The following is a 24,858-nucleotide window of genomic DNA, read 5'->3' as shown; positions in this document are numbered from 1 at the left end:
AACCATTCAGTTGGTCATGCGGGGCCATGTCTGCCATCGGTCCGTCGCCGCTTCTTGGCCAGCCTGGGTCAGGCGGGGCTCTTGCTGTTCGATATCTCGCGCCGGGCGATAGCGAGATCGCCCGCGACCATCTCCTTGACGAGCTGCGAAAACGTCGTTTTCGGTTTCCAGCCGAGCTTGTCGCGTGCCTTGGAGGCGTCGCCGATCAACAGATCGACCTCGGTCGGGCGGAAATAAGCCGGGTCGACCCGAACCAGCGTTTTGCCGGAGGCCCGGTCGACGCCGATCTCCTCGACGCCTTGGCCGCGCCACTCGATGCTGCGGCCGACTTCGGCAAATGCAAGTTCGACGAATTCGCGCACCGAGCGGGTTTCGCCGGTGGCGAGCACGAAATCGTCGGGCGCATCCGCCTGCAATATCCTGTGCATGCCCTCGACATAATCCTTGGCATGGCCCCAATCGCGCTTGGCCGAGAGGTTTCCGAGATAGATCGCTTCTTCGAGCCCGGTCTCGATGCGGGCGATGCTGCGCGTGATCTTGCGGGTCACGAAAGTCTCGCCGCGGATCGGGCTCTCATGATTGAACAGGATGCCGTTGGAGGCATACATGCCGTAGGCCTCGCGGTAGTTCACCGTGATCCAGTAACCGTAGAGTTTGGCCACCGCATAGGGCGAGCGCGGATAAAACGGCGTGGTTTCCTTCTGCGGCACTTCCTGCACCAGGCCGTAAAGCTCCGAGGTCGAGGCCTGATAGAACCGCGTCTCCTTCGCCATGCCGAGGATCCGGATCGCTTCTAAAAGTCTGAGCACGCCGATGCCGTCGGCATTGGCGGTGTATTCCGGGCTTTCGAAACTGACGCCGACGTGGCTTTGGGCGGCGAGGTTGTAGATCTCGGTCGGGCGTATCTGCTGCATCAGCCGGATCAAATTGGTCGAATCCGTCATGTCGCCATAGTGCAATTGCAGCGGCATATTGCTGGTATGACGATCTTCGTAGAGATGATCGATGCGTGCGGTGTTGAAGGACGACGATCGCCGCTTGATGCCGTGCACCACGTAACCGAGGCCCAGCAAATATTCGGCGAGATAGGCGCCGTCTTGCCCGGTGACACCGGTGATCAGCGCGACACGTTGTCGTTTGCTACGGTATTTGGCCATTTGCGCTTCGCACACTCGTTGATCTCTACACAGAGATGTTCAATTTTGAATCTGCCGGGCGACGCTACCATTTGATATTTCGCGTGCGCAAAATGCCTTGTGTTTACGTTAAGTCGCGTAGGTAACCTTCTACGCGCAGCCGAGCGCCGAAATTTTGATGACCGTATTGATATTTGGAGACACTGAAACACCTGGCTCTGTGAGCAGTGCAAGTCTTGTGCAAGCAGACTTAGTTACAAGTGAAACAAAATCGAAATATCTTAGTTGCCAGTGGTGTGGTGCGACGCTACCAACGATAGGATTTTAAGCCACGCGAGAGATGCGACCTTATCGATGCCCTGAATGAAGAGGGGTGCAGATGTCCATCAATCCGAAAAATATTTCAGCGACTGCGAAGCTTATATTCTCGGATGATTTCGATACGCTCAGTTTCTGGAACGGGACCAGCGGCACATGGGATTCGACTTATTTCTGGGCGCCAGCTAACGGCATCGAAATTACCGGCGGCCAGCAGGTCAATTGGAACATCAACGTCAACTATGCGCCGACGAGTTCGGTCACGCCGTGGACGATCAGCAACGGTGTTCTGGATTTGCATGCGGGACCAGCCCCGGCCGCCATTCAGCCCTATATCGACAACGCCCAATACACCTCCGGAATGATCACGAGCTATCATTCCTTATCGCAGTTGTACGGTTACTTCGAGATAAGTGCGGAGCTTCCCGCCGGCCCGGGCATGTGGCCGGCGTTCTGGCTGATGCCCGTGAACACGACATCGGCGACGTTTCCCGAAATCGACGTCGTGGAGGCGCTCGGAAACGTTCCGAACGTCGCCTATGAGACGGTGCATACCGATCAGACCGGCACGATGACGCAGATTCAGGCCGCCACCGTCGTGCCGGGCATGTATACCGGCTTCCACACCTACGCGGTGGATTGGGAGCCCAACACGATCACCTGGTACATCGACGGCGTTGAGGTCTTTCAGACGGCAACGCCGGCGGACTTGCACAGCCCGATGTACATGATCGCGGATCTCGGCATTTATGGTCCGGGCATCGCCAATGCGACGACGCCGGTCAGCGGCGACATGCTGATCGATTCGATCGCGGCTTACGCGGCCAAGCCATTCGCGATCGCGATCACTTCCTTTTCTCCGGACAGCAATGTCGTCGGCGACGGCATCACCAATGCCACTCACATCACGTTGGATGGCACGACTGACCCCAACGCCGTTGTGCAGGTGTTCGACGCTGCGACCCTGATCGGAACCGCGACGGCCAACGCCAGCGGCGCCTGGTCGTTTGCGACCGGCACGTTGGCCGCCGGCACCCACCCTTTCACCGCGCAGGCGACCGACCCCGATGGCACGGTCAGCGTGGTCTCGGCCCCATTGAATGTCACGATCGACACCGGTGTCCCGGTCGCGCCGGTGATCACGTCGTTCTCGCCCGACAGCAATATCGTCGGCGACGGCATCACCAACGCCGATCAACTGACCCTGACCGGCACGGCAGTGGCTGGCAATACCGTCGAGATATTCGATGGCTCGACCGAGATCGGCACCACCACCGCCAATGCCAGCGGCGCGTGGAGCTTTGCGACGGCGGTCCTCGCGAACGGCACCCATGTCTTCACCGGCGTGGCGATCGATGTCGCGGGCAATCTCAGTGCGCACTCGGCGGTGCTGGACGTCACGGTCGATACCATTCCCCCTGCCGCACCCGACATTGTTTCGGAAGTTGAGGCATCTTCGACCTCGGTGATCGTCACCGGCACCGCGGAGGCCGGTAGCAGCGTCCGGCTTTACCAGGGGACGCAACTCCTCGGGTCCGCCGTCGCCGCCGGCAACGGCAATTGGAGCATCAATTCGGGCTCGCTCTCCGAAGGTTCGCACGATTTCACCACGACCGCGACCGATGTGGCCGGCAATGTCAGTCCGGTCTCGAATGTGCTGGACGGCATCATCGGGCCAGCGCCGGTCGTGATCGAAGCGGCGGGTTCGACGAGTCTGGATGAAGTCGGCACCAATTATTATCTTGAAAGCATCGCCAGCGGCGCCGGGCCCGAGCTGCAATACGGCGGCATGGCGGTTTTCGCCGGTGAGTTTGGCAACTGGACGCCGATCGGTGCGGTGCAGATCGCGACCGGATACGAAGTCGCCTTCAAACTGACCGGCACCACCTCGTACGAGATCTGGACCACCGATAGCAACGGCAATTACATTTCAAACGGCGGGGTGCAGCCGGGAACCAGCCCTGCGATCGAAACCGCCGAGAGTGTCCTTCACCAGGACCTGAACGGCGACGGTGTGATCGGCATCAACGCCACGGTGATCGAGCGGGCGGGCTCGACGAGCCTGGTCGAGCTCGGCGGTAATTACTATTTCAATGGCGTCAACGGTAGTTTCATTACCGAACTGCAGGATGAGGGCGCGCCGGTTGTGGCCGGTGAGTTCGGTAACTGGACGCCGATTGGCGTCGAGCAGACCTCAACGGGATACGAGGTCGCCTTTCAATCGACGGGCTCCACGTCGTACGAGATCTGGACCACCGACAGCAACGGCAATTACGTCTCGAGCGGTGGCATCGTATCGGGAACCAGCGTTGTGATCGAGGCGGCCGAGCTCAGCTTCCATCAGGATCTGAACGGTGACGGCGTGATCGATATCCCCTCGACCGTGATCGAGGCGAGCGGCAACATGGTATTGACGTTGAGCCAGATGACGCAGGCGGCGGTGATCGACGCCGGTGCCACGCTCGAACTGACGGCTGCCGATTCCGGATCGATCACCTTCAAGGGGACGACCGGCACCCTGGTTCTCGACCACTCGATGTCCTTTACCGGCAAATTGATCGGTCTCACCGGCAACGGTAATCCGAACGCCTCAGACCAGATTGACCTCCGGGATATCGGCTTCGGTTCCGGAACCAAGGTCTCTTACTCTGGCAACAGCACCAGTGGCACCTTGACGGTGACCGACGCTCAAAATCACGTGGCTCACATCGCGCTGGTCGGGAACTACACAAAATCGACGTTCGATCTCTCGAGCGACGGCCAGGGCGGCACGATGGTGATCGATCCGCCGAAGGCCAATTTCAGCTTTGCCTCGGCCGGCGGCGAAACCAATGTCCCGGCCACCCCGCCGGTATCGATCGGGGGCGTGGGAGGCGATGCGTTCGTTTTCCAGCCGCACACGGCCGCCGGCAGCGGCGCTCCGGCATATTCGGCGATCGACGGACATGGTTTGCAACCGCAACCCACGAGCCTGATGGCGACAGCAAACTCGGCTCCATCAAATCATCCATGGTTCGATGATGCGAGCGGGTTCGATCATACGAGCCTTGGGCATGCCGGCGGCATCGCCGAGACGCATATCGGGCATTTTATCATTCATTGAATCGGCTTGATCAAATGCGCCTCATCGGCGGGCCGCGGCGCCTTGCGCGGGCTCGCTCCGCGCCACATTTATGCTAGAGCGTTTTCGAGCCAACGGGTCGCGCGAACGCGCGCCCGATGACAGGCTCCGTGGGTACCGGTTCGCGTCAAGAAAACGCGTCAAAACAAGAATCTAGAGCCCGGTTCTGATTCCATCAGAACCGGAAATGCTCTAGGCTTCCTCCTGTCCGGACCGCCAAGGCGCGGGCTTCGGGCAGGGCGTTCGATTTCGCTGCCAACTCGATTTCGCTGCCAATGTGTTGGCGGCCAATACGGAGAAACACCGATGACCACAACTACGGAACGTGCCGTTCTTGCAGGCGGCTGTTTCTGGGGAATGCAGGATCTGATCCGCCGCAAGCCCGGCATCATCTCGACGCGGGTCGGCTATTCCGGCGGCGACGTCAAGAATGCGACCTATCGCAACCATGGCAGCCATGCCGAGGCGATCGAGATCGTGTTCGATCCCCGGGTCACCAGCTTCCGGGATCTGCTGGAATTCTTCTTCCAGATCCACGATCCCAGCACGCGGGATCGCCAGGGCAACGACCGGGGAGCCAGCTATCGTTCGGCGATCTTCTACACCAGCCCCGAGCAGGAGCGGGTGGCGCGCGATACCATCGCCGATGTCGATGTCTCCGGCCTGTGGCCGGGCAAGGTGGTGACCGAGCTCGCGCCGGTCGGCGACTTCTGGGAGGCCGAACCGGAGCATCAGGATTATCTGGAGCGCTACCCGACCGGCTATACCTGCCACTTCGTCCGTCCCGGCTGGAAGCTGCCGCGCCGCATGGCGAGCTAGATTTCAGGCAGGGTTGCGGGTTCAAAAACGCCGTCGGCGCCAGAAGTGCCGGCGGCGTTTTCATGCCACGGGCATATCGGCACGCCATCGTTCTTGATACCATCCGCGAACTGCGGGAACGGCGCGCAAGGACATATCGGGAGTGTTGCGATGACAAAAGGCTCAGATCTGCTGGTTCGGGCGCTCGAAAGCGAGGGCGTCGAATATATCTTCGCGATCCCCGGCGAAGAAAATCTCGACGTGCTGAACTCGCTGCGCGGCTCGAAGATCAAGCTCGTGATCACCCGCCACGAACAAGCCGCCGGTTTCATGGCGGCGACCTATGGCAGGCTGACCGGCCGCGCCGGGGTGTGCATGACGACGCTCGGGCCCGGCGCGCTCAACCTGACCACCAGCGCGGCCTATGCGCATCTGGGTGCGATGCCGATGGTGATGATCACCGGCCAGAAGGCCATTCGCTCCAGCCGGCAGGCGAAATTCCAGATCGTCGATATCGTCGCCACGATGCGGCCGCTGACCAAGATGGCGACCCAGATCATCTCGGCGCAGAGCATTCCGACCCTGGTGCGCGATGCGTTCCGCGTGGCGCAGCAGGAGCGCCCGGGCCCGGTCCATCTCGAATTGCCGGAGGATGTCGCTTCCGACGAGGCGGCGGCCGAGATCATTCATCCGCATGTCGTCGAACTGCCGGTGGCGCCTGACGTGGCGATCGACCGCGCAGCCGCGATGATCGCGTCGGCGGAGCGGCCGCTGGTGATGCTGGGCGCGGGCGCCAGCCGTCCGCAACTGGCCGAGCCGCTGTCGCGATTCGTCCGTCGGCTGGGGATTCCGTTCTTCAACACCCAGATGGGAAAGGGCGCGGTCAATGCGGGGTCCAATCTCTATATGGGGACCGCGGCGCTGTCGGAACGCGACTGGATCCACGAGGCCGTCGACAAGGCCGACCTCATCATCTCGATCGGACACGATACGATCGAGAAGCCGCCCTTCATCATGAACGAGAAGGGACCTCGCGTGGTTCACGTCGGCGCCACGCCGGCGACCGTCGAACAGGTCTATTTCCCGGAGGCGGAGATCATCGGCGACGTCGGCGCCAGCCTGGCGGCGCTTGCGGGCCGCCTCGAAGGCAAGCTTCCCAACGCCGGCGCGCTGTTGGGCTTGCGCGAGAAAATCCTGGCAAAACTCGCGGAGGGTTCCACCGAAGACCGTTTTCCGCTGACGCCGCAGCGCATCGTCCATGACGTTCGGGAAGCGGTGCCGCCGGACGGCATCGTGACGCTCGACAACGGCATGTACAAGATCTGGTTCGCGCGCAACTATCGCACCAGCGTCGCCAACACGCTGCTGCTCGACAATGCGCTGGCCACCATGGGGGCGGGGCTTCCCTCGGCGATCGCCGCGGCCCTGATTCATCCCGAGCGGAAAATCCTCGCGGTGTGCGGCGATGGCGGCTTCATGATGAATTCGCAGGAGCTGGAGACGGCGGTTCGTCTCGGCGTGCATATCGTGGTGTTGATCCTCGAGGACCACGCCTACGGCATGATCCGCTGGAAGCAGGAAGCCGATCATTTCGCGGATTTCGGCCTCGAATTCGGCAATCCCGAGTTTGTGGCCTACGCCAAATCCTATGGCGCGACGGGCTCGCGGGTGGCGTCCACGGCGGACTTCCTGCCGACGCTGAAGGCCGCGCTGGACGGCAAGGGCGTGCATCTGGTCGTCGTGCCGATCGACTACAGCGAGAACATGCGCGTGCTGGTGAAGGAATTGCCGAAACATTAGGGCGCGCCGGTCCGAGGCACCTAGACGAAGCACTGCAGGGGGACGGAAAAGAAAAACGTCATCCTGAGGAGCGGCGTCTTCGCCGCGTCTCGAGGATGGCCGCACGCACCGAGCTGAACATCATCCTTTGAGACGCGCGCAAAGGCGCGCTCCTCAGGATGACGCCCCCAGCCGGTGTTTGCAGGTTCCACGACGGGCGGATTATGGTATGAGTTCCCGTCACGGATCTGCCGGGTGGTCAATCGATTGGGGCACGGGATGCAGCCAAGGGATCAAAGGCATCAATCAGTCTCCGCAACGCGTGCCGCGGCCATCGTGTTTTCGCTCCTCCTGTTGACCGGCTGCGAACAGAACGCCTTCGTGCCGCCACCGCCGCCCTCGGTCGACGTCGCGGTGCCCGTGCAACGCAGCATCACGCGCTATCTCGACGCCACCGGAAACACCGCGCCGATCAAATCGGTCGATCTGGTGGCACGGGTGCAGGGCGTATTGCAGGCGATCAGCTATCAGGACGGCGCCTTCGTCAAGGAAGGCACCACGTTGTTCACGATCGAGCCGCAGACCTATCAGTACAAGCTCGAACAGGCGCAGGCCGCCGAGGCCGGCGCGCAGGCTTCGGTGAAGCAGGCTGAAGCCGATTACAAGCGTCAAGTGGATCTGGTGGCGCGGCAGGCGGTGTCGCAGGCAACGCTCGATACCTCCACCTCCACCCGCGACAACGCCCAGGCCAATCTGCTGCAGGCGCAGGCCAACACCAAGATTGCCGCGGTCAATTTCGGTTACACCAACGTCACCGCGCCGTTCGACGGCATCGTCAGCGCGCATCTCGTCTCGGTTGGCGAACTGGTCGGCGCCTCTTCGCCGACGCAACTCGCCAGCATCGTGGCACTCGATCCGATCTATGTGAATTTCAACGTCAACGAACAGGACGTGCTGCGGATCCGGGCCGAAGCCCTCAAGCGCGGGGTCACGGTCGCCGAACTCAGGCAATTGCCGGTCGAAGTCGGATTGCAGACCGAAGCCGGCTATCCGCATAAGGGCAAGCTCGATTACATCGCGCCGGTCCTGAACCAGTCCACCGGCACGCTGCCGGTGCGCGGCCTGCTGCCGAACCCCGACCGGATGCTGCTGCCCGGCTATTTCGTCCGGGTCCGCGTGCCCTATGACAAGCAGGAAAATGCGCTGCTGGTGCCGGATGTCTCGCTCGGCAGCGACCAAAGCGGGCGTTATGTGCTGGTGGTCAACGGCGACAATGTGGTCGAGCAGCGCAAGGTGCAGACCGGCCCGCTCGAGGGCGATTTGCGCGTGATCGAAGACGGCCTCAAGCCGGACGATAAAGTCGTGGTTGCCGGCCTGCTGCGCGCGATCCCCGGCCAGAAGGTCGCTCCGAAGCTGCAGAAGATCGAAACGCCAAAAATCGAGACACAAAAAATCGAGACTCCGCCGTCGTCGACCAAATAGCGTATGGGACTTTGGCATGATTTCGAAATTCTTCATCGAACGTCCGGTCCTTTCCAACGTCATCGCGATCCTGATGATCCTGATTGGCGGCGTCTGCCTGTTCCGGCTCGCGGTCGCGCAATACCCTGATGTGGTGCCGCCGACGGTGCAGGTGACGACGCGTTACCCCGGCGCCAGCGCCAAGACCGTGATCGACACCGTGGCGCTGCCGATCGAGCAGCAAGTCAACGGCGTCGAGGACATGCTCTATATGCAGTCCTACAGCGGGGCCGACGGCACCTATTCGCTGACCGTGACCTTCAAGATCGGCACCGATCTGAACTTCGCGCAGGTGCTGGTGCAGAACCGGGTGTCGAGCGCGCTGTCGCAACTGCCGCAGTCCGTCCAGAACCAGGGCGTCACGGTGCAGAAGAAGTCGACCGCGATCCTGCTGTTCGTGACGCTGACGTCGCCGAATGCGACCTACGACAGTCTGTTCCTCTCCAACTACGCCACCATCAACATCCGGGATGAATTGTCGCGGCTGCCCGGCGTCGGCAACGTGACCGTGTTCGGCGCGGGCCAATATTCGATGCGGGTCTGGCTCGATCCCAACAAGCTGCAGGCGCGCAGTCTGGTGCCGCAGGATGTGATCCAGGCGATCCAGCAGCAGAGCCAGCAGGTCACGGCCGGCCAGGTCGGCGCGCCGCCGACCCCGCCCGGACAGGCGTTCCAGTACACGCTGAACGTCAACGGGCGGCTCGACGATACCCGCCAGTTCGAGGACATCATCCTCAAGACCGGCAATAATGGCGACGTCACCCGCGTGCGCGACGTCGGCTGGGTCGAACTCGGCGCGCAGACCTACAGCCAGGTGTTTTCGCTCAACAACAAGCCGGCTACCGGCATCGGCGTATTCCAGTCGCCCGGCGCCAACGCGCTTGAGGTCGAGGCGGCGGTGCAGAAGAAGATGGCGGAACTGGCCAAGGCATTTCCGCGGGACGTGAAATACGACACGCCGTTCGACACCACCAAATTCGTCTCGGCCTCGATTCATGAGGTCTACAAGACGCTGATCGAGGCCGGCCTCTTGGTGCTCGTGGTGATCCTGATCTTCCTACAGGACTGGCGCGCGATGCTGGTGCCGGCCACGACAGTGCCGGTGACGATCATCGGCGCCTTTGCCGCGATGGCTGCCCTTGGTTTCACCATCAACATCTCGACCCTGTTTGCCATCGTGCTGGCGATCGGCATCGTGGTGGATGACGCCATCGTGGTGGTCGAGGGTGCCGCCCACAACATCGAAAAGGGCATGTCGAGCCATGATGCCGCGATCAGCGCGATGGATGCGCTGTTTGCGCCGATCGTCGGCATCACGCTGGTGCTGATCTCGGTGTTCCTGCCGTCGGCCTTCCTGCCGGGATTGACCGGGCGGATGTATTCGCAATTCGCGCTGGTGATCGCCGCCACCGCGTTGCTCAGCGCGGTCAACGCCGCGACGCTGAAGCCGACGCAATGCGCGCTGTGGCTGCGCCGGCCGGCGCCGCCGGAGCAGCGCAACTTTTTCTACCGCGGCTTCAACGCGGTCTATGACCGGCTCGAGCGCGGCTACGGCCGGCTCATGGTCCGCATGACCAACCATAGCGGCCTCTGCGTGATCCTGGCGCTGATCCTGATTTGCGGCAGCGGTTACGGGCTATCGCGGATACCGACCGGATTTATTCCGATCGAGGACCAGGGCTATATGCTGGTCGCCGTGCAACTGCCTGACGGCGCCGCACTCGACCGCACCCAGCACGTGCTCGACCAGGTCAGCGAGATCGCCGGCAAGGTGGCGGGTGTCGATCAGGTGGTCACCATCGCCGGTATCTCGGCGCTCGACAATTCGTCGAGCCTCGCCAATGCCGGCGTCGGCTATCTGATCCTGAAGGAATGGAGCGAGCGCGGCCCGGGTCAGGATTTGCGCTCGCTGTTCGTCGGATTGAACGAAAAGATGGCGGCGATCCCGGAAGCGCGGATCCTGGTGATTCCGCCGCCGCCGATCCAGGGCATCGGCAACGCCGCCGGTTTTGCGATGCAGGTGCAGTTGCGCGACGGCAATGCCGATTATGGCAAGCTACAGGCGATCGCCGGCGCCATCGTCGCCAATGCGCAGACCCAAAGCGCGTTGCAGCGGGTCAGTTCGCCGTTCCGTTCGATGGTGCCGCAATTCAATGTCGAGGTAGACCGGATCAAGACCCAGACGCTGTATGTCACGACCGACCAGATCTTCTCGACGCTGTCGTCCTATCTGGGGTCGAGCTATGTCAACCAGTTCACCAAGTTCGGCCGTACCTTCCAGGTCTATGCCCAGGCGGAAGCGCAGTCCCGCCTGACGCCGCGCGACATCGAAAACCTGATGGTGCGCAACAGCCAGGGCAACATGGTGCCGATCGGCACGGTCGCGAACATCACGCAATCGGTCGGGCCCTCGCTGATCAGCCTCTATAACCTCTATCCGTCCGCGACCATCATCGGCCTGCCGGCCGCCGGCTATAGCTCGGGACAGTCGATGTCGCTGATGGAGGAGATCGCCGCCAAAACCCTGCCGACCGGCACGGGATACGAATGGACGGCGATGTCGTATCAGGAGAAGGCCGTCGGCGGCCAGATCTACTGGGCGTTCGGATTGGCGCTGCTGCTGGTGTATCTGGTGCTCGCGGGACAATATGAAAGCTGGTACGCGCCGGCCTCGGTGATCCTCGCGGTGCCGCTGTCGCTGCTCGGCCCGATGCTGGTGCTGTCGGCGCTCCGGATCGACAACAATCTCTATACCCAGATCGGCATCATCCTGCTGATCGCGCTGTCGGCTAAGAACGCCATCCTGATCGTCGAAGTCGCGCTCGAATTGCACGGGCGCGAGGGCAAGCCGTTGCTGGAATCCGCGGTCGAGGCGGCGCGCGCCCGGTTCCGGCCGATCCTGATGACGTCGTTTGCCTTTATCCTCGGGGTGGTGCCGTTGGTGCTGGCGACCGGCGCAGGCGCCAACGCCCGCAAATCGATCGGCATCACGGTGTTCTCCGGCATGCTGGCCTCGACCTGCCTTGCCGTGTTGTTCGTGCCGACATTCTTTGTCGTGATCCAGCGCTTCGAGAACTGGCTCACCGCCCGCAAGCAGGCGCCGGTGAAGGCGGACCAGGCAGCGTGATGGCGTGTATAAGGCATATCAACGCGTCGTCCCGGCGAAGTAGCTTGTGAAGCTATCTCGGCCGTCATCCCCGGGATGAACGCAATTGCGTTCACCCGTGAGGTGCGCGCTCTTTCTTGCGCGCCTCGAAGGATGGCCGCACGCACTGCGCTGAACACCATCCTTCGAGGCGCGCCAGAGAGGCGCGCTCCTCAGGATGACGGTTCCGGTGTGTCCCGGCGCCTTACGCGCAATTGCGCGCTGGGCCGGGACGACCCGCCGAGAGATTGTTTGAATCGCGGCCGCTTACTTCAAGGCCAGCGGCTTGTCTTCATCGAGAAAACCCATCAGCTCATGGAAGAACTGCATGCGGTTCTTTTCCATCATCACCGTATGGGTTCCTTCGCTGAGCTCGATCATGCGCTTGTAGGGCGTGTTCTTGAGCTGTTTGAAATAGTTCTGCGCCAGATAGCTCGGCAGGTCGGCATCCCATTCGGCATGCAGGATCAAGGTCGGCACGGTGATCTTGCCGGGATCATATTGCGCTTTGCCGGCGCTCCAGTAATTTCGGCTGTCCTGGCCGACGCCATTGGTGGCGCGCAGCATCGGCGGCGTGTGCTTCGAGGCCTCCGGATCGGTGGCCCAGGTCGCGTTCGCCCAGGCATCGAACACGCCGGGCGGAATCAGGTCGGCCTGCTTGTCGGCGGGCACGCCTTTCAGCCAACGCTCCTTGGCTGACTCCTTGGAGACCAACCGGTAAGCGCCGAGCGGCGGCAGGTCGGCGGCGGGCGGTTCGGTGCGGATCCATTGCGGCGCATAGAGCACCAGGCGGTCGACTTTCGCATTGTGCTCGCTGGTGTAGAGGCCGACGATCGAGGTGCCCCACGACCAGCCCATCACGTCGATTTTCGACACGCCGCGCTTTTTCAGGATGTAATCGACCGCGACGCCGTAATCATGCGCGGCGACCTCGGTCGATACGATCGGCTTGTTGGCCTCCGGCGGCTGGCTCATTTCCGGCGGCCGGGTCGAGCGGCCATAGCCCCTGACATCCACCAGATAGACGTCGAAGCCGCGCCCGGCGATCAGATCCATCATCGAGACGCCTTCGATCGGCAGGTCGAACGCGGTTTCGGCCGGATAGGTCGCGCCATGCACGAACAGCAGGATGCGGTCGGACGGGAAATTCTTCATGCCCACGGGATGCTTGTTGCGGACGAACAACTCGATTCCGGGGTCTCCCGACGGGATCATGACATCGGTGGTCTCGAGTTTTGGGCTGGCAGCCTGGGCGGTGGGATTCATCAGGATTGCGGTGGCGGTGAGGCACGCGAGCGAAAGCACGCGCAAGGCAAAAGCGGGCATCGTCAGACTTCCCTGGACTGTTTTTGACCGCTTGAGGGGCGGCATCGGCCGTTGTGGCCGATGCGCCAGAAATACACGGTCAAAGCGGGTTTATCGAGCGCCATATTCGCATGGCCATGTTCGGATAGCGTATTCGCATAGCCATTTTCGTATAGTCATGGCCGCGCTTGAGCGGCCGGCCGGCTTTGCCTATGCTGCCGGCTGCAACGATTTACCGCCCAAATCGTTCTCAATTCAGAAAATTCACAGCCTGCGGGAGACAGCGATGAACCTTTCCGATCTCAACAAGGTGGCCCAGGCCATGGTGGCGCCGGGCAAGGGACTTCTCGCGGCCGACGAATCCGGCGGCACCATCAAGAAGCGGTTTGACGCGATCAAGGTTGAATCCACCGAAGATACAAGGCGCGATTATCGCGAGATGCTGTTCCGCTCCAAGGACGCGATGTCGAAATGCATCTCCGGCGTCATCCTCTATGACGAGACGATCTGGCAAAAAGCCAAGGACGGCACGCCGCTGGTCAAGTTGATCGAGCAGGCGGGCGCGATCCCCGGCATCAAGGTCGATGAGGGCACGCAGTCGCTGCCGGCCTGCCCGGGCGAACTCGTCACGGTCGGCCTCGACAAGCTCGCCGAGCGGCTCGCGGCCTACTACAAGCAGGGCGCGCGCTTTGCGAAATGGCGTGCGGTGATCGACATCGGCAAGGACATTCCGAGCATGACCGCGATCTCCGTCAACGCGCATGCGCTGGCGCGCTATGCGGCGCTGTGCCAGGAGGCGCAGATCGTACCGATCGTCGAGCCCGAAGTGCTGATGGACGGCGATCACGATATCGACCGCTGTTATGACGTCACCCAGCGCGTGCTCAACAAGGTGTTCCAGGAATTGCGGATCCAGCGCGTCGCGCTCGAAGGCATGATCCTCAAGCCCAACATGGTGGTCTCGGGCAAGAAGAACGCCAAGCAGGCGCCGGCCGGGGAAGTCGCGGAAAAGACCATCCGGCTATTGAAGCATTGCGTGCCGGCGGCGGTGCCCGGCATCGCGTTCCTGTCCGGCGGCCAATCCGATGAGGAGGCAACCGCCCATCTCGACGCCATGAACAAGATCGGTGGCCTGCCGTGGAAGCTGACCTTCTCCTACGGCCGCGCGCTGCAGGCCGCGCCCCAGCACGCCTGGGCCGGCAAGCTCGAAAACGTTCCTGCCGGACAACAGGCGTTCAGCCATCGCGCGCAGATGAATTCGCTCGCGGCGCTCGGGCAGTGGAAGGCGGAGCTGGAAGGCAAGAAGGCGGCGTAGCTGTCATTCCGGGGCGCGACGAAGTCGCGAGCCCGGAATCCATACTCCCTGTGTTGTTGTTCGGTGCTGAACGCTGCCACAGGGGTTATGGATTCCGGGCCCCCGCCAAGAGGCGTGTCCCGGAACGACGAACTTTAACGTTGGCGTGAACAGCGCTAACCAACCCTCGCAATACCCGGCTCGAACGCCAGCGCGCTTTCGACCCACTTCGCGACGCGCAGCGTGCGATAATCTTCCCGGTACGGTCCGACGATCTGGACACCCAACGGCAGACCATTCTTGCCGAAACCTGCCGGCAGCGACAAAGCGGGCACGCCGAGCAGGGTCCACGGTTTCGACCAGCGACTTCAAATGGTTGGTGCAGGTGGGTCCTGCACCAACGTCTGCGCGGCGTGTTCGTAGTGCGCGCCAGAAGACGTAACCCTGGGTTGTCTTTAACCTCTGCTGTCTATAGGTTTGGCCGCCATGAACTGGCGGTTCAAAGCATTGGCGTTCCGCGCTCTCGATTTACCGGGAGGCGCTCAGGCGCATTATTTCCTGCAGCGTCATGTAACAAAGAACTGGCCGCGGCGGGCATCAACGCTGGATTCTCTTCTCGGGATAGCACGCCGAGTCACGGATGATTTTGCGCGGCATGCAGGTGGATCGCCCGCAACCGTGCTGGAAGTCGGAGCCGGTCGCGATCTGGCGGTGCCACTTGGATTGCGGCGACTCGGCGTCGGCAAGGTCATTGCCTCCGATGTGATCCGCTTGGCGAAGCTCGATCTTATCCAGCACGCTGCCGATCACTTGCTGGCAGATGGCGTCAAATTTCAGCATTGGGATGATCTTGAGAGATTTGGCATTGATTATCGTGCACCGCATTACGCCACGGCGAACGACGAAAAGGTCGATTGCTCCTGCTCCAATGAGGTTCTTGAGCACGTGCCACCTGAGCAGCTTGTCGAGCTACTGACTGGTCTGCGAGCTGTCACTAGCGGAATAACCACGCATTCGATCGACTACAGCGATCACTATGCCAGGTCTGATCGCCGGATCTCTCGCTTGAATTTCCTGCGCTACAGCGATGCCGATTGGGCCAAATACAATTCTGGCATGCAATATGTGAACCGGCTGCGTCACAGCGATTATCTGCGCCTTTTTAAGGAAGCCGGTTTCAAAATCCTTGAGGAAAGCTCGGTATTAGGCGATCCGCCGGCGGACTTGGCTGTCGTCGAGAAATTTCGGTCTTATGCTCCATCCGATCTCTATGCTGTGAAGGGGCGGATCGTTGCCGGATAAAAATCTGGATATTCCATGGATATTGGTCGTGATCGCATTGATGTCCGTTGCGATGATGCTGTGGGCTAGTTTTGGGATATCCAGGTAATCGAACAGGCTGTCGATCTTGGGCCACCTCCAAGTGGCTTTTTACCGTCCAAGGTAAACCCTCATCATTGGTGCATCGCGCCATTGAACAGTCCGCTAACAGCCTTTGGCGATACCCGGCTCGAACGCCAGCGCGCTTTCGACCCACTTCGCGACGCGCAGCGTGCGATAATCTTCCCGGTACGGTCCGACGATCTGGACACCCAATGGCAGACCATTCTTGCCGAAACCTGCCGGCAGCGACAAAGCGGGCACGCCGAGCAGGGTCCACGGCGCGCAATATTCGGCGTCGCCGGTATAGCTCAGTCCCTTCGGCGCCTCGCCGAACGCCGGCAGCGTCAGCACCGCGTCGTAGCCTGACATCTCGGCGGTGAACGCATCGCGCAATTTGTCCTGCGACGCCTTGGCCGCAAGATAATCGGTCGCGGAATGCGCGTTGCCGGTTTCGACCAGCGACTTCAAATGGTCGCTGCTGCGATCGGGATAGCGTGCCACCAGCTCGGCGAAGATCACAGCGCCCTCGCTGGTGAGAATGGTGTTGATCGCGCTCCAGTTCGTGCGATCGAGTTCGGCGAGTTCAATCTCCGCGATGACCGCGCCCGCATCGCGCAGCGTGGCGATAGCGACATCGAATACTTGCTGCTGTTCGGCTTCCGCCTTCGCCCATTTCGCGAAGCGGACAATCGCGAGCCGTGGCGCGGCGAGCGGTGACACGCCTTGATCGATATCGACCTGGAAGTTCGGTAGCGACCGGCCGTGGCGATCGCGGTCGCTTGAGCCTGCAAGCTGCGACAGCGCGAACGCGACGTCGTCGACCCGCCGCGCGAAGAAGCCGATATGATCGAGCGATGGGCTCAGATGATGCACGCCGAGCCGCGGGATCGCGCCGAAACTCGGCTTGAAGCCGACCACGCCGTTGAACGCGGCGGGCCGCACCACCGAGCCCAGCGTCTGGCTGCCCAGCGCCAGCGGAACCAGCCCGGCCGCGACCGCCGCCGCTGATCCCGACGACGATCCGCCCGGCGTATGCTTGGAGTTCCACGGATTGACGGTCGGTCCCGGCTGTCGCCAGGCGAATTCGGTCGAGACGGTCTTGCCGAAGATCGTGGCGCCGAGATTGCGCAGGCGCTCGACCACCCAGGCATCCGCGCTCGGCACGTGATCCCGGTAGATCGGCGAGCCGTTGGTGGTCGGCATGTCCGAGGTCGCGATGATGTCCTTGATCCCTACGGGAATGCCGGACCACGGCCCCGGCCGCCGCGTGGTATCGGAGGGAAGAACCTCGAACGCTTTCAGCGTCGGCTCGACCTCGCTGGCTCGCTCCAGGCAGGCCGCCGCGTAATGATCGGCCGCGGCCGGGTTGCCCCGGAACAGGCGCAGCAGTTCGAGCAGTCCCGCACCGGATTGCAGCGCGGAGCGGGCGGCAGGATCGGTCATAATTGGGTACTCCATGGCCGGGCATAGCCGTCCGAAGGACGGCGTCGCTTCCGCTCGCCTATGTCCCGGCCATCCACGTCTTTGTCTAGGCAATGCCGTCAAGACGTGGATGCCCGGGTCAAGCCCGGGCAGGACGAGTCCGCGAAAGTTTCGCTTGCGCGAAGCTATTTCATTGCGACCGCGGGTTCGATGAATTTTTTCACCACGAACGCTTTATAGTCGGGCTGGCTGGCCAGATTGCCGAGCGCGATTTGGGTGTCCATCGCGACTTTCAGCGCATCGGCGCTGATGTCGACGCTGGGCGGATAGACGGCGTCGGCGAGCATGCGTTTGACGGCGGATTCCACCACCATTGGATCGAGCGTCGGAAATTCCTTTTTCGCGATCTCGACGGTCTTGGCTTGTTCCTTGGCCATGAAGCGCATCGCCATTTCCATGGCGTTGACCACACGCTGCGCCGTATCGGGGTCGACGTCGTTGCGCGCGGTCACCGCCGAGAAGGCGTAGGCGCCGTAGGATTTCGGAAATCCGAGCACGACCTTCATGCCCTTGGCGACGGCCTGGTCGAGGCCCGGCTCATACATCACCGCGACATCGGCCTGCTTGGCGACGAACGGCCCGGGCTCGGAACCGATCGCGACCTGGATCATGTCGACGTCGGTCTTGGCGTCCATGCCGTTTTCCTTGAGCAGTTTGATGAACAGCGAGGTGCTGGTGGTCGGCATCAGGCCGGTGACGACCTTCTGGCCCTTGATGTCCTTGATGCTGTCGAACTTGAAATCCGGCGCGGTCGCGATCCACACTGCAGCGCCATTGACGACATTGGCGATGATGTCGACCGGCGCGCCCTTGGACGCCGCGATCGCGGTCCATTCCGGGCCGTGGATCGAGAACTGCGCGCTGCCGGAAATCACCGCCGAGAGCGCCACCGTCGGCGCGCCCGCGGTTTCCTTGGTGAGATCGACGCCTTGCTGCGTGAAGAAGCCCTCGTCGATCGCGACGTAAAGCGGCAGATACAGCATCGACTGGAACGCCTGCGACAGCACCACCTTCTTGTTGTCGGCAAGCGCCGGGCTCGCCAGCAGCAATGATAGTAGCGCGGCGGCGCGGGCGATACGCATGGGCAACGACATCTGAAATCTCCGTATTCGGGACATTGATATGGCTAAAGCGGGATGGCTTTTGATTGAGTTGGTCTGGCCGGCATTTCAGCCCACCTTTCCCCGCCGGGGAGAGGTCGATTTGCGCAGCAAATCGGGTGAGGGGCGCTTAACGAGAGGCCGTAACCCCTCACCCCAACCCTCTCCCATTCGAAGTCGGATATATCCGACTTCGATCGATATGATGCCCAACTCGGGTAAACCCGAGTTGGGTGGGAGAGGGAGCGCGTTCCCATCGCTGCTATGGCTTGATCTAATCTCATCTCATCATGCTCTAGACCTGAACCTGATGGACGGTGTTCGACTGCTTCCAGGGCAGGCTGGTGCGCTCGATGATGTCGATCACGTAATACAGCACGAACCCCATGATCATCAGCGTGAACAGGCCGACCCACACCGTGTTGAGATCGTAGAGGCTGGACGCCGTATAGATCAGGTGGCCGAGCCCGCGCTGCGACGAGATGAACTCGCCGACCACAGCGCCGACCAGGCCAAAGCCGATATTGATCCGGAACGTGGCGATGATCGACGGCAGGGTCGAGGGCACCACCGCCTTGAAGAACACCTGATGCTTGTCGGCGCCCATCGAGATCATCAGCGATTGCAGATCGACGTCGGCGTCCTTGGCGGCCTGATACGCTGCGATCAGCGCCACGATCGCGGTCAGCGACACCGACAGCATCACCTTGGAGACCAGACCTGTTCCGAACCACAGCACCACGATCGGCGCCAGCGCGATTTTCGGGACGCTGTTGATGGCCACGATAAACGGCTCGACCAGCCGCGCCACAAAGGCCGAATACCATAGCGCCAAACCCAGCAATGATCCGAAGATGGTGCCGATGACAAAGCCGAGAATGGCCTCGAACAGCGTGTACCAGGTGTCGGACACAAGGTCGCCGCTCATCAGCATCTTGCTGCCATCGGCAAAGATGCCGAACGGCGAGCCGACCAGAAAGGCCGAGATCCACCCCGCGCGCACGCCGATTTCCCACAGCGCGAAGAAGCCGATCACCGCTGCGGCCTGTAAAACGGCACGGCCGAGCGAGGTGTCGAAATTGAAGCGACGTCGCGCGCGGCGTGTCTTGCGCTTCGGCAGGGGCGCCGTGCCGGGAAGGGTAATGGTCACGCGGTCTTCTCGGTCTGGATGTCGAGCTCGGCGCATAGCGCGTGGAAGTAGCCGGAGAAGCGGCTGTCGCTGCGCGCCGCGATCGGCGAACTCGCCGATATATCGATGTCGTGCACGATCTTGACCCGGGCCGGGCGCCCTGAGAGCACGACGACGCGCTTCGACAGCGCGACCGCCTCGTCGATGTCGTGCGTCACCAGGATAACGGTCTTGTGATAGGTCTCCACCGCGTCCTTCAGCACGCCCTCGAGATAGAGCCGCGTCTGGTAGTCCAGCGCCGAGAACGGCTCGTCGAGCAGCAGGATATCAGGGTCCATGATCAGCGTGCGGATCAGCGCCACGCGCTGGCGCATGCCGCCCGACAATGTTTTCGGATAGGCGTTTTCAAAACCGGCCAGCCCGAAGCCCTTGAGGTATTCGCGAGCCTTGCCCTCGGCCTCGACGCGGTCGACGCCGCGGGTCTCCAGGCCCAAAAGCACGTTGCCGAGCACGGTGCGCCAGGGAAACAGCAGGTCCTTCTGCATCATATAGCCGACGCGGCCGCGCAGGCTGTCGATCTCCTCGCCGAGATAATGCATCGAGCCCGAGTCAGGCTCGATCAGGCCGGCGATCACATTGAAGATCGTGGTCTTGCCGCAGCCGGAGGGACCGATGATGCTGACGAAATCGCGGGCGTTGATGTCGAACGAGAGGTCGTCGAGCACGCGGACTTCACCCGCCTTGCCGTGGAACGACTTGCGGACGTTGCGAACGCTGAGCTGGATGGGAGAAGGCTGCATCGGCCCAACCAACGCAACTTGTATGCCACGGCAGCGCGGGCATAAAGCGCCGGTGCGCGGGCGTTTTCGCCGATTTTATGGGGTTTCTCCGCTGCTTTGCCCATGCCTTGCGCAAAATTCTGCCTCCGCGCCAAGAAATTATGCACGTCAGATCATCCAGAGATATAATGGACGCGTTACGCCAAGGCATATGGTCCAGTATCTGCGCGTAAACACCGAGGCCGGCGGCACCGCGATATGGGGTGCCCTGGCCGATGCAAAGCGAGCAGTCGCAGACTATATCCGGATCAAGCAGCGGATCGGAGGTCTCCATGGCGACGTTGACAATCAACGGTGAGCAGAAGTCGTACGAGGCGCCGGCGGAGATGCCGCTGCTCTGGGTTTTGCGCGATGTGCTGGGTCTCACCGGCACCAAGTTCGGCTGCGGCATCGCGCAATGCGGCGCCTGCACGGTGCATGTCGATGGCAAGCCGGTGCGCTCCTGCATGCTCCCGGTCGGCGCGGTGCGTGATCGGCCGATCACCACCATCGAAGGCGTCGGCGCCACGCCGGCCGGCGCCAAGGTTCAGAAAGCCTGGCTCGACCTTGAAGTGGTCCAGTGCGGTTACTGCCAATCCGGCCAGATCATGTCGGCCGCGGCGCTGCTCGCGGGCACGCCAAATCCGGACGATTCCGATATCGACGCGGCGATGGCGGGCAATATCTGTCGCTGCGGCACTTATGTGCGGATTCGCGCCGCGATCAAGCAGGCCGCTTCCGGCCGTCAGTCGTAGGAGCGGACCATGGCCCAGGCAGCAACGATTTCGCAAAAGCCTTCCAACGGATTTTCCCGCCGCCGCGTGTTGACCGGCGGGGTGGCGAGCGCCTTCCTGCTCGCGTTTCATGTTCCGGTGCGTGGCGAAAACGAACCTGTGCAGCCGTCCGATGACACATCAGGCAAATTCGCGCCGAACGCGTTCATCCGCATCGATCCCGCCGGCAAGACCACGCTGGTGATGCCGCAGACCGAGATGGGCCAAGGCATCTACACGGCGGTGGCGATGATTCTGGCCGAAGAGCTTGATGCGGATTATTCCGCGGTGGTTCTCGAGCATGCGCCTGCCAATGAGAAGCTCTACGCCAATCCGGCTTTCGGCGTTCAGGCGACCGGCGGCTCTACCTCGGTACGCGCGTTCTGGAAGCCGCTGCGCGCCGCCGGCGCCACCGCGCGCGCGATGCTGGTTCAAGCCGCCGCGAAACAATGGCAGGTCGATACTTCAAGCTGCACCACGGCGAACGGCGAAGTGATCCATGCCGAAAGCGGACGCAGGCTTGGCTATGGCGCGCTGGCCGACGCGGCAGGCGCCGAAACGCCGCCAAAGGATGTTCCGCTCAAGGACCCCAAGAATTTCGTGCTGATCGGCAAACCGCTGAAGCGGTTCGACACCCCGGACAAGGTCAACGGCAAAACCGTCTACGGCATCGATGCAATGCTGCCGGGCATGAAGTTTGCGACCCTGGCGATGTCTCCGGTGTTCGGCGGCAAGATCGCCAAGGTCGATGATGCGGCGGCCAAAAAATTGGCTGGCGTGCGACAGGTGATCGTGCTGGACGATCTGGTCGCGGTGGTCGGCGATCACATGTGGGCCGCGAAGAAGGGCCTCGAGGCCCTCGCCGTGACCTGGAACGAAGGCAGCAACGCCCGTATCAATTCGAAAGACATCTGGGAAAATTTGCGCGCCGCCAGCGAAAAGGATGGCGCGGTCGCCAAATCCGAGGGCGACATCGCCAAGGCCCTCGCCACCGGCGAGAAGATCGAGGCGGCTTTTGAATTGCCGTTCCTGGCCCATGCCACAATGGAGCCGTTGAATTGCACGGTTCATTTCAAGGGCGACTCCTGCGAGATCTGGACCGGCACGCAAATCATGGCGCGGGTGCAGTCGGAGGCCGCGAAGGCCGCGGGGCTGCCGGTCGAGAAGGTGATCGTCAACCAGCATCTGATCGGCGGCGGCTTTGGCCGCAGGCTGGAGCCCGACATGGTGGTCGCGGCGGTTCGCATCGCCAAACAGGTCGATGGGCCGGTCAAGGTGGTGTGGACCCGCGAGGAAGACATCCAGCACGATGTCTACCGTCCGGTCTATCGGGATACGATCTCCGCGACACTGTCCGACGGCAAGATCGCGGCCTGGAAATATCGTATCACCGGGGCTGCCATCCTCGCGCGCTGGCTGCCGCCGGCGTTCCAGAAGGGCATCGATATCGACGCGGTCGATGGCGCGGCCGATATTCCCTATGACATCCCCAACATCCACGTCGACTATGTGCGCGCCGAACCGCCCGCGGTGCCGACCGGCTTCTGGCGCGGCGTCGGCCCGAACAACAACGTGTTCGCGATGGAATGCTTCATGGATGAGCTGGCGCGCAAGGCCGGCAAGGACCCGGTCGAATTCCGCCGGTTGATGCTGGGTAAAAGTCCGCGGCTGCTGGCGGCGGTGAATCTGGCGGCCGAGAAATCCAATTGGGGCCAGCCGCTGCCGCCCCGCGTCGGCCGCGGCATCTGTGCGCAGCCGTCGTTTGCGAGCTTCATCGCAACGGTGGTCGAAGCCGAAGTCGATGAGCAGGGCGAGGTGCATCTGCGGCGTGTCACGTCCGCCGTCGATACCGGCATCGCCGTCAATCCCGATACCATCATGGCGCAGGTCGAAGGCGGGCTGATCTTCGGCCTCACCGCCGCGTTGTATGGCGAGATCACCATCGACAAGGGTCGTGTGCAGCAGTCGAACTTCCACGACTACCGCATGCTGCGCATCGACCAGGCGCCCAAGATCGACGTGCATCTGATCAAGAGCGGCGAGGCGCCCGGCGGCATCGGCGAGACCGGCGTCACCGCGAGTGCGCCGGCGCTACGCAACGCGATCTATGCCGCGACCGGCGTCGCGCTGCGAAGGTTGCCGATCGATCGCTCGCTGATTGCGGTGGGGAAGAAGTCATGAGCCCCGCCGCGCGCCGCATTCTGTCGAGCGTTGTGGTGATCGCGGCCGTCGTCGTGGCCGGCGCGGTGTGGTTCATCCGCGGTCCGGGCCCGATGGCGTTCGCCGATGGCCCGAAAGTCGCGCTGGCGGATTACAAGGCCGCCGATCCCACCGGCGTGCCGGCTGCGCTCGCCAAGGCCAATTTGATCGAGCGCGGCGAATATCTCGCGCATGCGGCCGATTGCATGGTCTGCCACACCGCGCCAGGCGGCAAGCCATATGCCGGCGGCTTCGCCTTCAAGCTGCCGTTCGGCACGCTGTATTCGACCAACATCACGCCGGACAAGGAAACCGGTATCGGCAATTACAGCGACGCCGATTTCCTCAATGCGCTGCATCGCGGCACCCGCCGCGACGGCGCGCGGCTTTATCCGGCGATGCCGTATACGTCATACAGCAACATCAGCGACGCCGACGGGCTGGCGATCAAGGCCTATCTGTTCAGCCTTCAGCCGGTGCAAGCGCCGGCGCCGGCCAATACGCTGGCTTTTCCGTTCAACCAGCGCTGGGCGATGACCTTCTGGTCGGTGGTGTTCAACCCCGACACGCGCTTCATGCCGGACACCTCGAAAAGCCCGGAGTGGAATCGCGGCGCTTACCTGGCCGAAGCACTGGCGCATTGCGGCGAATGCCATACGCCGCGGAATCTCGCTTTCGCGCTGGATAATCGCCGCAAATTCGCCGGTGCGCTGACGGCCGGATGGCGTGCCTTCAATATCACGTCGGACAAGGCGACCGGCGTGGGCGGCTGGAGCGACGATCAATTGGCGTCGTATCTTGCGACCGGGCACGCGGCCGGTCATGGCACCGCGTCGGGCCCGATGGGCGAGGCCGTGGACCAGAGTCTCAGTTTGCTGGCGCCGGGGGACATTCACGCCTTGGTGGCGTATCTGCGTAGCGTGCCGCCGGTGAGTTCGACCGATCTGCCCGCGACGCTGGCGCCGCCGGCGCCGGCTTCCCACAAAGAAGGCGGCCAGATTGCGGACGCGCGCGGCAAGATGGTGTTCGAGGGCGCTTGCGTCAGTTGCCATGGCTGGACCGGTGAAAGCGCGATCTCACCGTTCGCCACCATCACCGGGTCGTGGGCGGTCAACGATCCCGGCGCTACCAATGTCGCGCAGATCGTGATTTCGGGGACCAAACGCCATACGCCGCCCGGCGCGGTTTCGATGCCGGCGTTCGGCAATGCCTATTCGGACACCGAGATCGCGGCGGTCGCCAACTACGTCACCGCGCGCTTCGGCAGCAAGGGCTCGGCGATCACCGCGCAAGAGGTCGCGGAGCTACGCAAGCAAACCGCGCAATAGGCGCATGATGATTATTAATTGAATCGGTCGCGATCTCGCTTCACCTCTCCCGTTGGGAGAGGTCGGCGCGCAGCGCCGGGTGAGGGGTTACAGCCTCTCGTTTGGCATAAGAGCCCTCACCCGATTTGCTTTGCAAATCGACCTCTCCCCGACGGGGAGAGGTGAAGGGAAGCACGCGGATAGCCCCCGGTCTCAATCTAATCTCATCCCGCAATAGGCATTTTCCGCA

General features: G+C 62.3%; 16 protein-coding genes and 1 pseudogene. 10 read left to right on the top strand and 7 right to left on the bottom strand.

The genetic code is table 11. The annotated features are described in order from the left end of the window. Positions 1-68 precede the first annotated feature (68 nt). On the bottom strand, positions 69-1,157 hold the full coding sequence (gene gmd, locus GSQ88_RS23485) for a GDP-mannose 4,6-dehydratase (protein WP_159010136.1): 1,089 nt from the start codon (positions 1,155-1,157) through the stop codon (positions 69-71). Positions 1,158-1,515: 358 nt separating this feature from the next. Between gmd and GSQ88_RS23480 the strand changes: the two genes are divergently transcribed. From GSQ88_RS23480 to GSQ88_RS23460, 5 genes are all read left to right on the top strand, one after another. After that, on the top strand, positions 1,516-4,557 hold the full coding sequence (locus GSQ88_RS23480) for an Ig-like domain-containing protein (protein ID WP_159010135.1): 3,042 nt from the start codon (positions 1,516-1,518) through the stop codon (positions 4,555-4,557). Positions 4,558-4,881: 324 nt separating this feature from the next. Next, entirely contained in the window at positions 4,882-5,394 is a 513-nt protein-coding gene (gene msrA, locus GSQ88_RS23475; protein ID WP_159010134.1) for a peptide-methionine (S)-S-oxide reductase MsrA, read from the top strand. A 150-nt stretch (positions 5,395-5,544) separates the two neighbouring features. Continuing rightward, positions 5,545-7,173 carry an acetolactate synthase large subunit gene (locus GSQ88_RS23470; protein ID WP_159010133.1) on the top strand — a complete coding sequence of 543 codons (1,629 nt, stop codon included), beginning with the start codon at positions 5,545-5,547 and terminating at the stop codon, positions 7,171-7,173. A 315-nt stretch (positions 7,174-7,488) separates the two neighbouring features. Then, the gene (locus GSQ88_RS23465) at positions 7,489-8,634 is read left to right on the top strand and encodes an efflux RND transporter periplasmic adaptor subunit (RefSeq protein ID WP_502706764.1); all 1,146 of its coding nucleotides are present in this window, start codon (positions 7,489-7,491) and stop codon (positions 8,632-8,634) included. 16 nt (positions 8,635-8,650) lie between these two features. Then, entirely contained in the window at positions 8,651-11,800 is a 3,150-nt protein-coding gene (locus tag GSQ88_RS23460; protein ID WP_159010131.1) for an efflux RND transporter permease subunit, read from the top strand. A 285-nt stretch (positions 11,801-12,085) separates the two neighbouring features. On the opposite strand, the gene GSQ88_RS23455 is transcribed toward GSQ88_RS23460, so the two are convergent. Beyond that, positions 12,086-13,144 (bottom strand): alpha/beta hydrolase, encoded by a 1,059-nt coding sequence (locus GSQ88_RS23455; protein ID WP_174248092.1) that lies wholly within the window; start codon positions 13,142-13,144, stop codon positions 12,086-12,088. A 265-nt stretch (positions 13,145-13,409) separates the two neighbouring features. Between GSQ88_RS23455 and GSQ88_RS23450 the strand changes: the two genes are divergently transcribed. Next, a complete protein-coding gene (locus tag GSQ88_RS23450) occupies positions 13,410-14,438 on the top strand; it encodes a class I fructose-bisphosphate aldolase (protein WP_159010130.1) in 1,029 nt (342 codons plus the stop codon). A 155-nt stretch (positions 14,439-14,593) separates the two neighbouring features. Here GSQ88_RS23450 and GSQ88_RS23445 read toward each other — a convergent pair. Then, positions 14,594-14,767 (bottom strand): annotated as a pseudogene (locus GSQ88_RS23445) (amidase family protein); the annotation flags it as partial. A gap of 136 nt (positions 14,768-14,903) precedes the next feature. On the opposite strand from GSQ88_RS23445, the gene GSQ88_RS23440 reads away from it, so the two are divergent. Then, on the top strand, positions 14,904-15,719 hold the full coding sequence (locus GSQ88_RS23440; RefSeq protein WP_159010129.1) for a class I SAM-dependent methyltransferase: 816 nt from the start codon (positions 14,904-14,906) through the stop codon (positions 15,717-15,719). A 183-nt stretch (positions 15,720-15,902) separates the two neighbouring features. Here GSQ88_RS23440 and GSQ88_RS23435 read toward each other — a convergent pair whose 3' ends face one another. The 4 genes from GSQ88_RS23435 to GSQ88_RS23420 all read right to left on the bottom strand — a co-directional run bounded on the left by GSQ88_RS23435 (position 15,903) and on the right by GSQ88_RS23420 (position 20,311). Continuing rightward, the gene (locus GSQ88_RS23435) at positions 15,903-17,243 is read right to left on the bottom strand and encodes an amidase (RefSeq protein WP_159010128.1); all 1,341 of its coding nucleotides are present in this window, start codon (positions 17,241-17,243) and stop codon (positions 15,903-15,905) included. A gap of 164 nt (positions 17,244-17,407) precedes the next feature. Beyond that, positions 17,408-18,376: an ABC transporter substrate-binding protein gene (locus GSQ88_RS23430; RefSeq protein ID WP_159010127.1), complete on the bottom strand. Its 969-nt coding sequence runs from the start codon at positions 18,374-18,376 to the stop codon at positions 17,408-17,410. Positions 18,377-18,677: 301 nt separating this feature from the next. Beyond that, the gene (locus GSQ88_RS23425) at positions 18,678-19,532 is read right to left on the bottom strand and encodes an ABC transporter permease (protein ID WP_246784951.1); all 855 of its coding nucleotides are present in this window, start codon (positions 19,530-19,532) and stop codon (positions 18,678-18,680) included. Then, the gene (locus GSQ88_RS23420) at positions 19,529-20,311 is read right to left on the bottom strand and encodes an ABC transporter ATP-binding protein (protein WP_159010125.1); all 783 of its coding nucleotides are present in this window, start codon (positions 20,309-20,311) and stop codon (positions 19,529-19,531) included. Before GSQ88_RS23420 ends, GSQ88_RS23425 begins: the two co-directional genes overlap by 4 nt. A 311-nt stretch (positions 20,312-20,622) precedes the next feature. Between GSQ88_RS23420 and GSQ88_RS23415 the strand changes: the two genes are divergently transcribed. Genes GSQ88_RS23415 through GSQ88_RS23405 form a run of 3 tightly spaced genes read left to right on the top strand, consistent with a single transcriptional unit; the run spans position 20,623 to position 24,629 of the window. Then, on the top strand, positions 20,623-21,084 hold the full coding sequence (locus tag GSQ88_RS23415; protein ID WP_159010124.1) for a (2Fe-2S)-binding protein: 462 nt from the start codon (positions 20,623-20,625) through the stop codon (positions 21,082-21,084). Between the two features lie 9 nt (positions 21,085-21,093). After that, the gene (locus GSQ88_RS23410; RefSeq protein ID WP_159010123.1) at positions 21,094-23,283 is read left to right on the top strand and encodes a xanthine dehydrogenase family protein molybdopterin-binding subunit; all 2,190 of its coding nucleotides are present in this window, start codon (positions 21,094-21,096) and stop codon (positions 23,281-23,283) included. Next, a complete protein-coding gene (locus GSQ88_RS23405) occupies positions 23,280-24,629 on the top strand; it encodes a c-type cytochrome (protein WP_159010122.1) in 1,350 nt (449 codons plus the stop codon). Before GSQ88_RS23410 ends, GSQ88_RS23405 begins: the two co-directional genes overlap by 4 nt. Positions 24,630-24,858 lie beyond the last annotated feature (229 nt).

The sequence above is a fragment of the Bradyrhizobium sp. S69 genome, from assembly GCF_009766005.1.
Taxonomy (GTDB): domain Bacteria; phylum Pseudomonadota; class Alphaproteobacteria; order Rhizobiales; family Xanthobacteraceae; genus Bradyrhizobium.
Note: the sequence above shows the minus strand (reverse complement) of the source record. Positions and strands in the feature narration are given on the sequence as shown.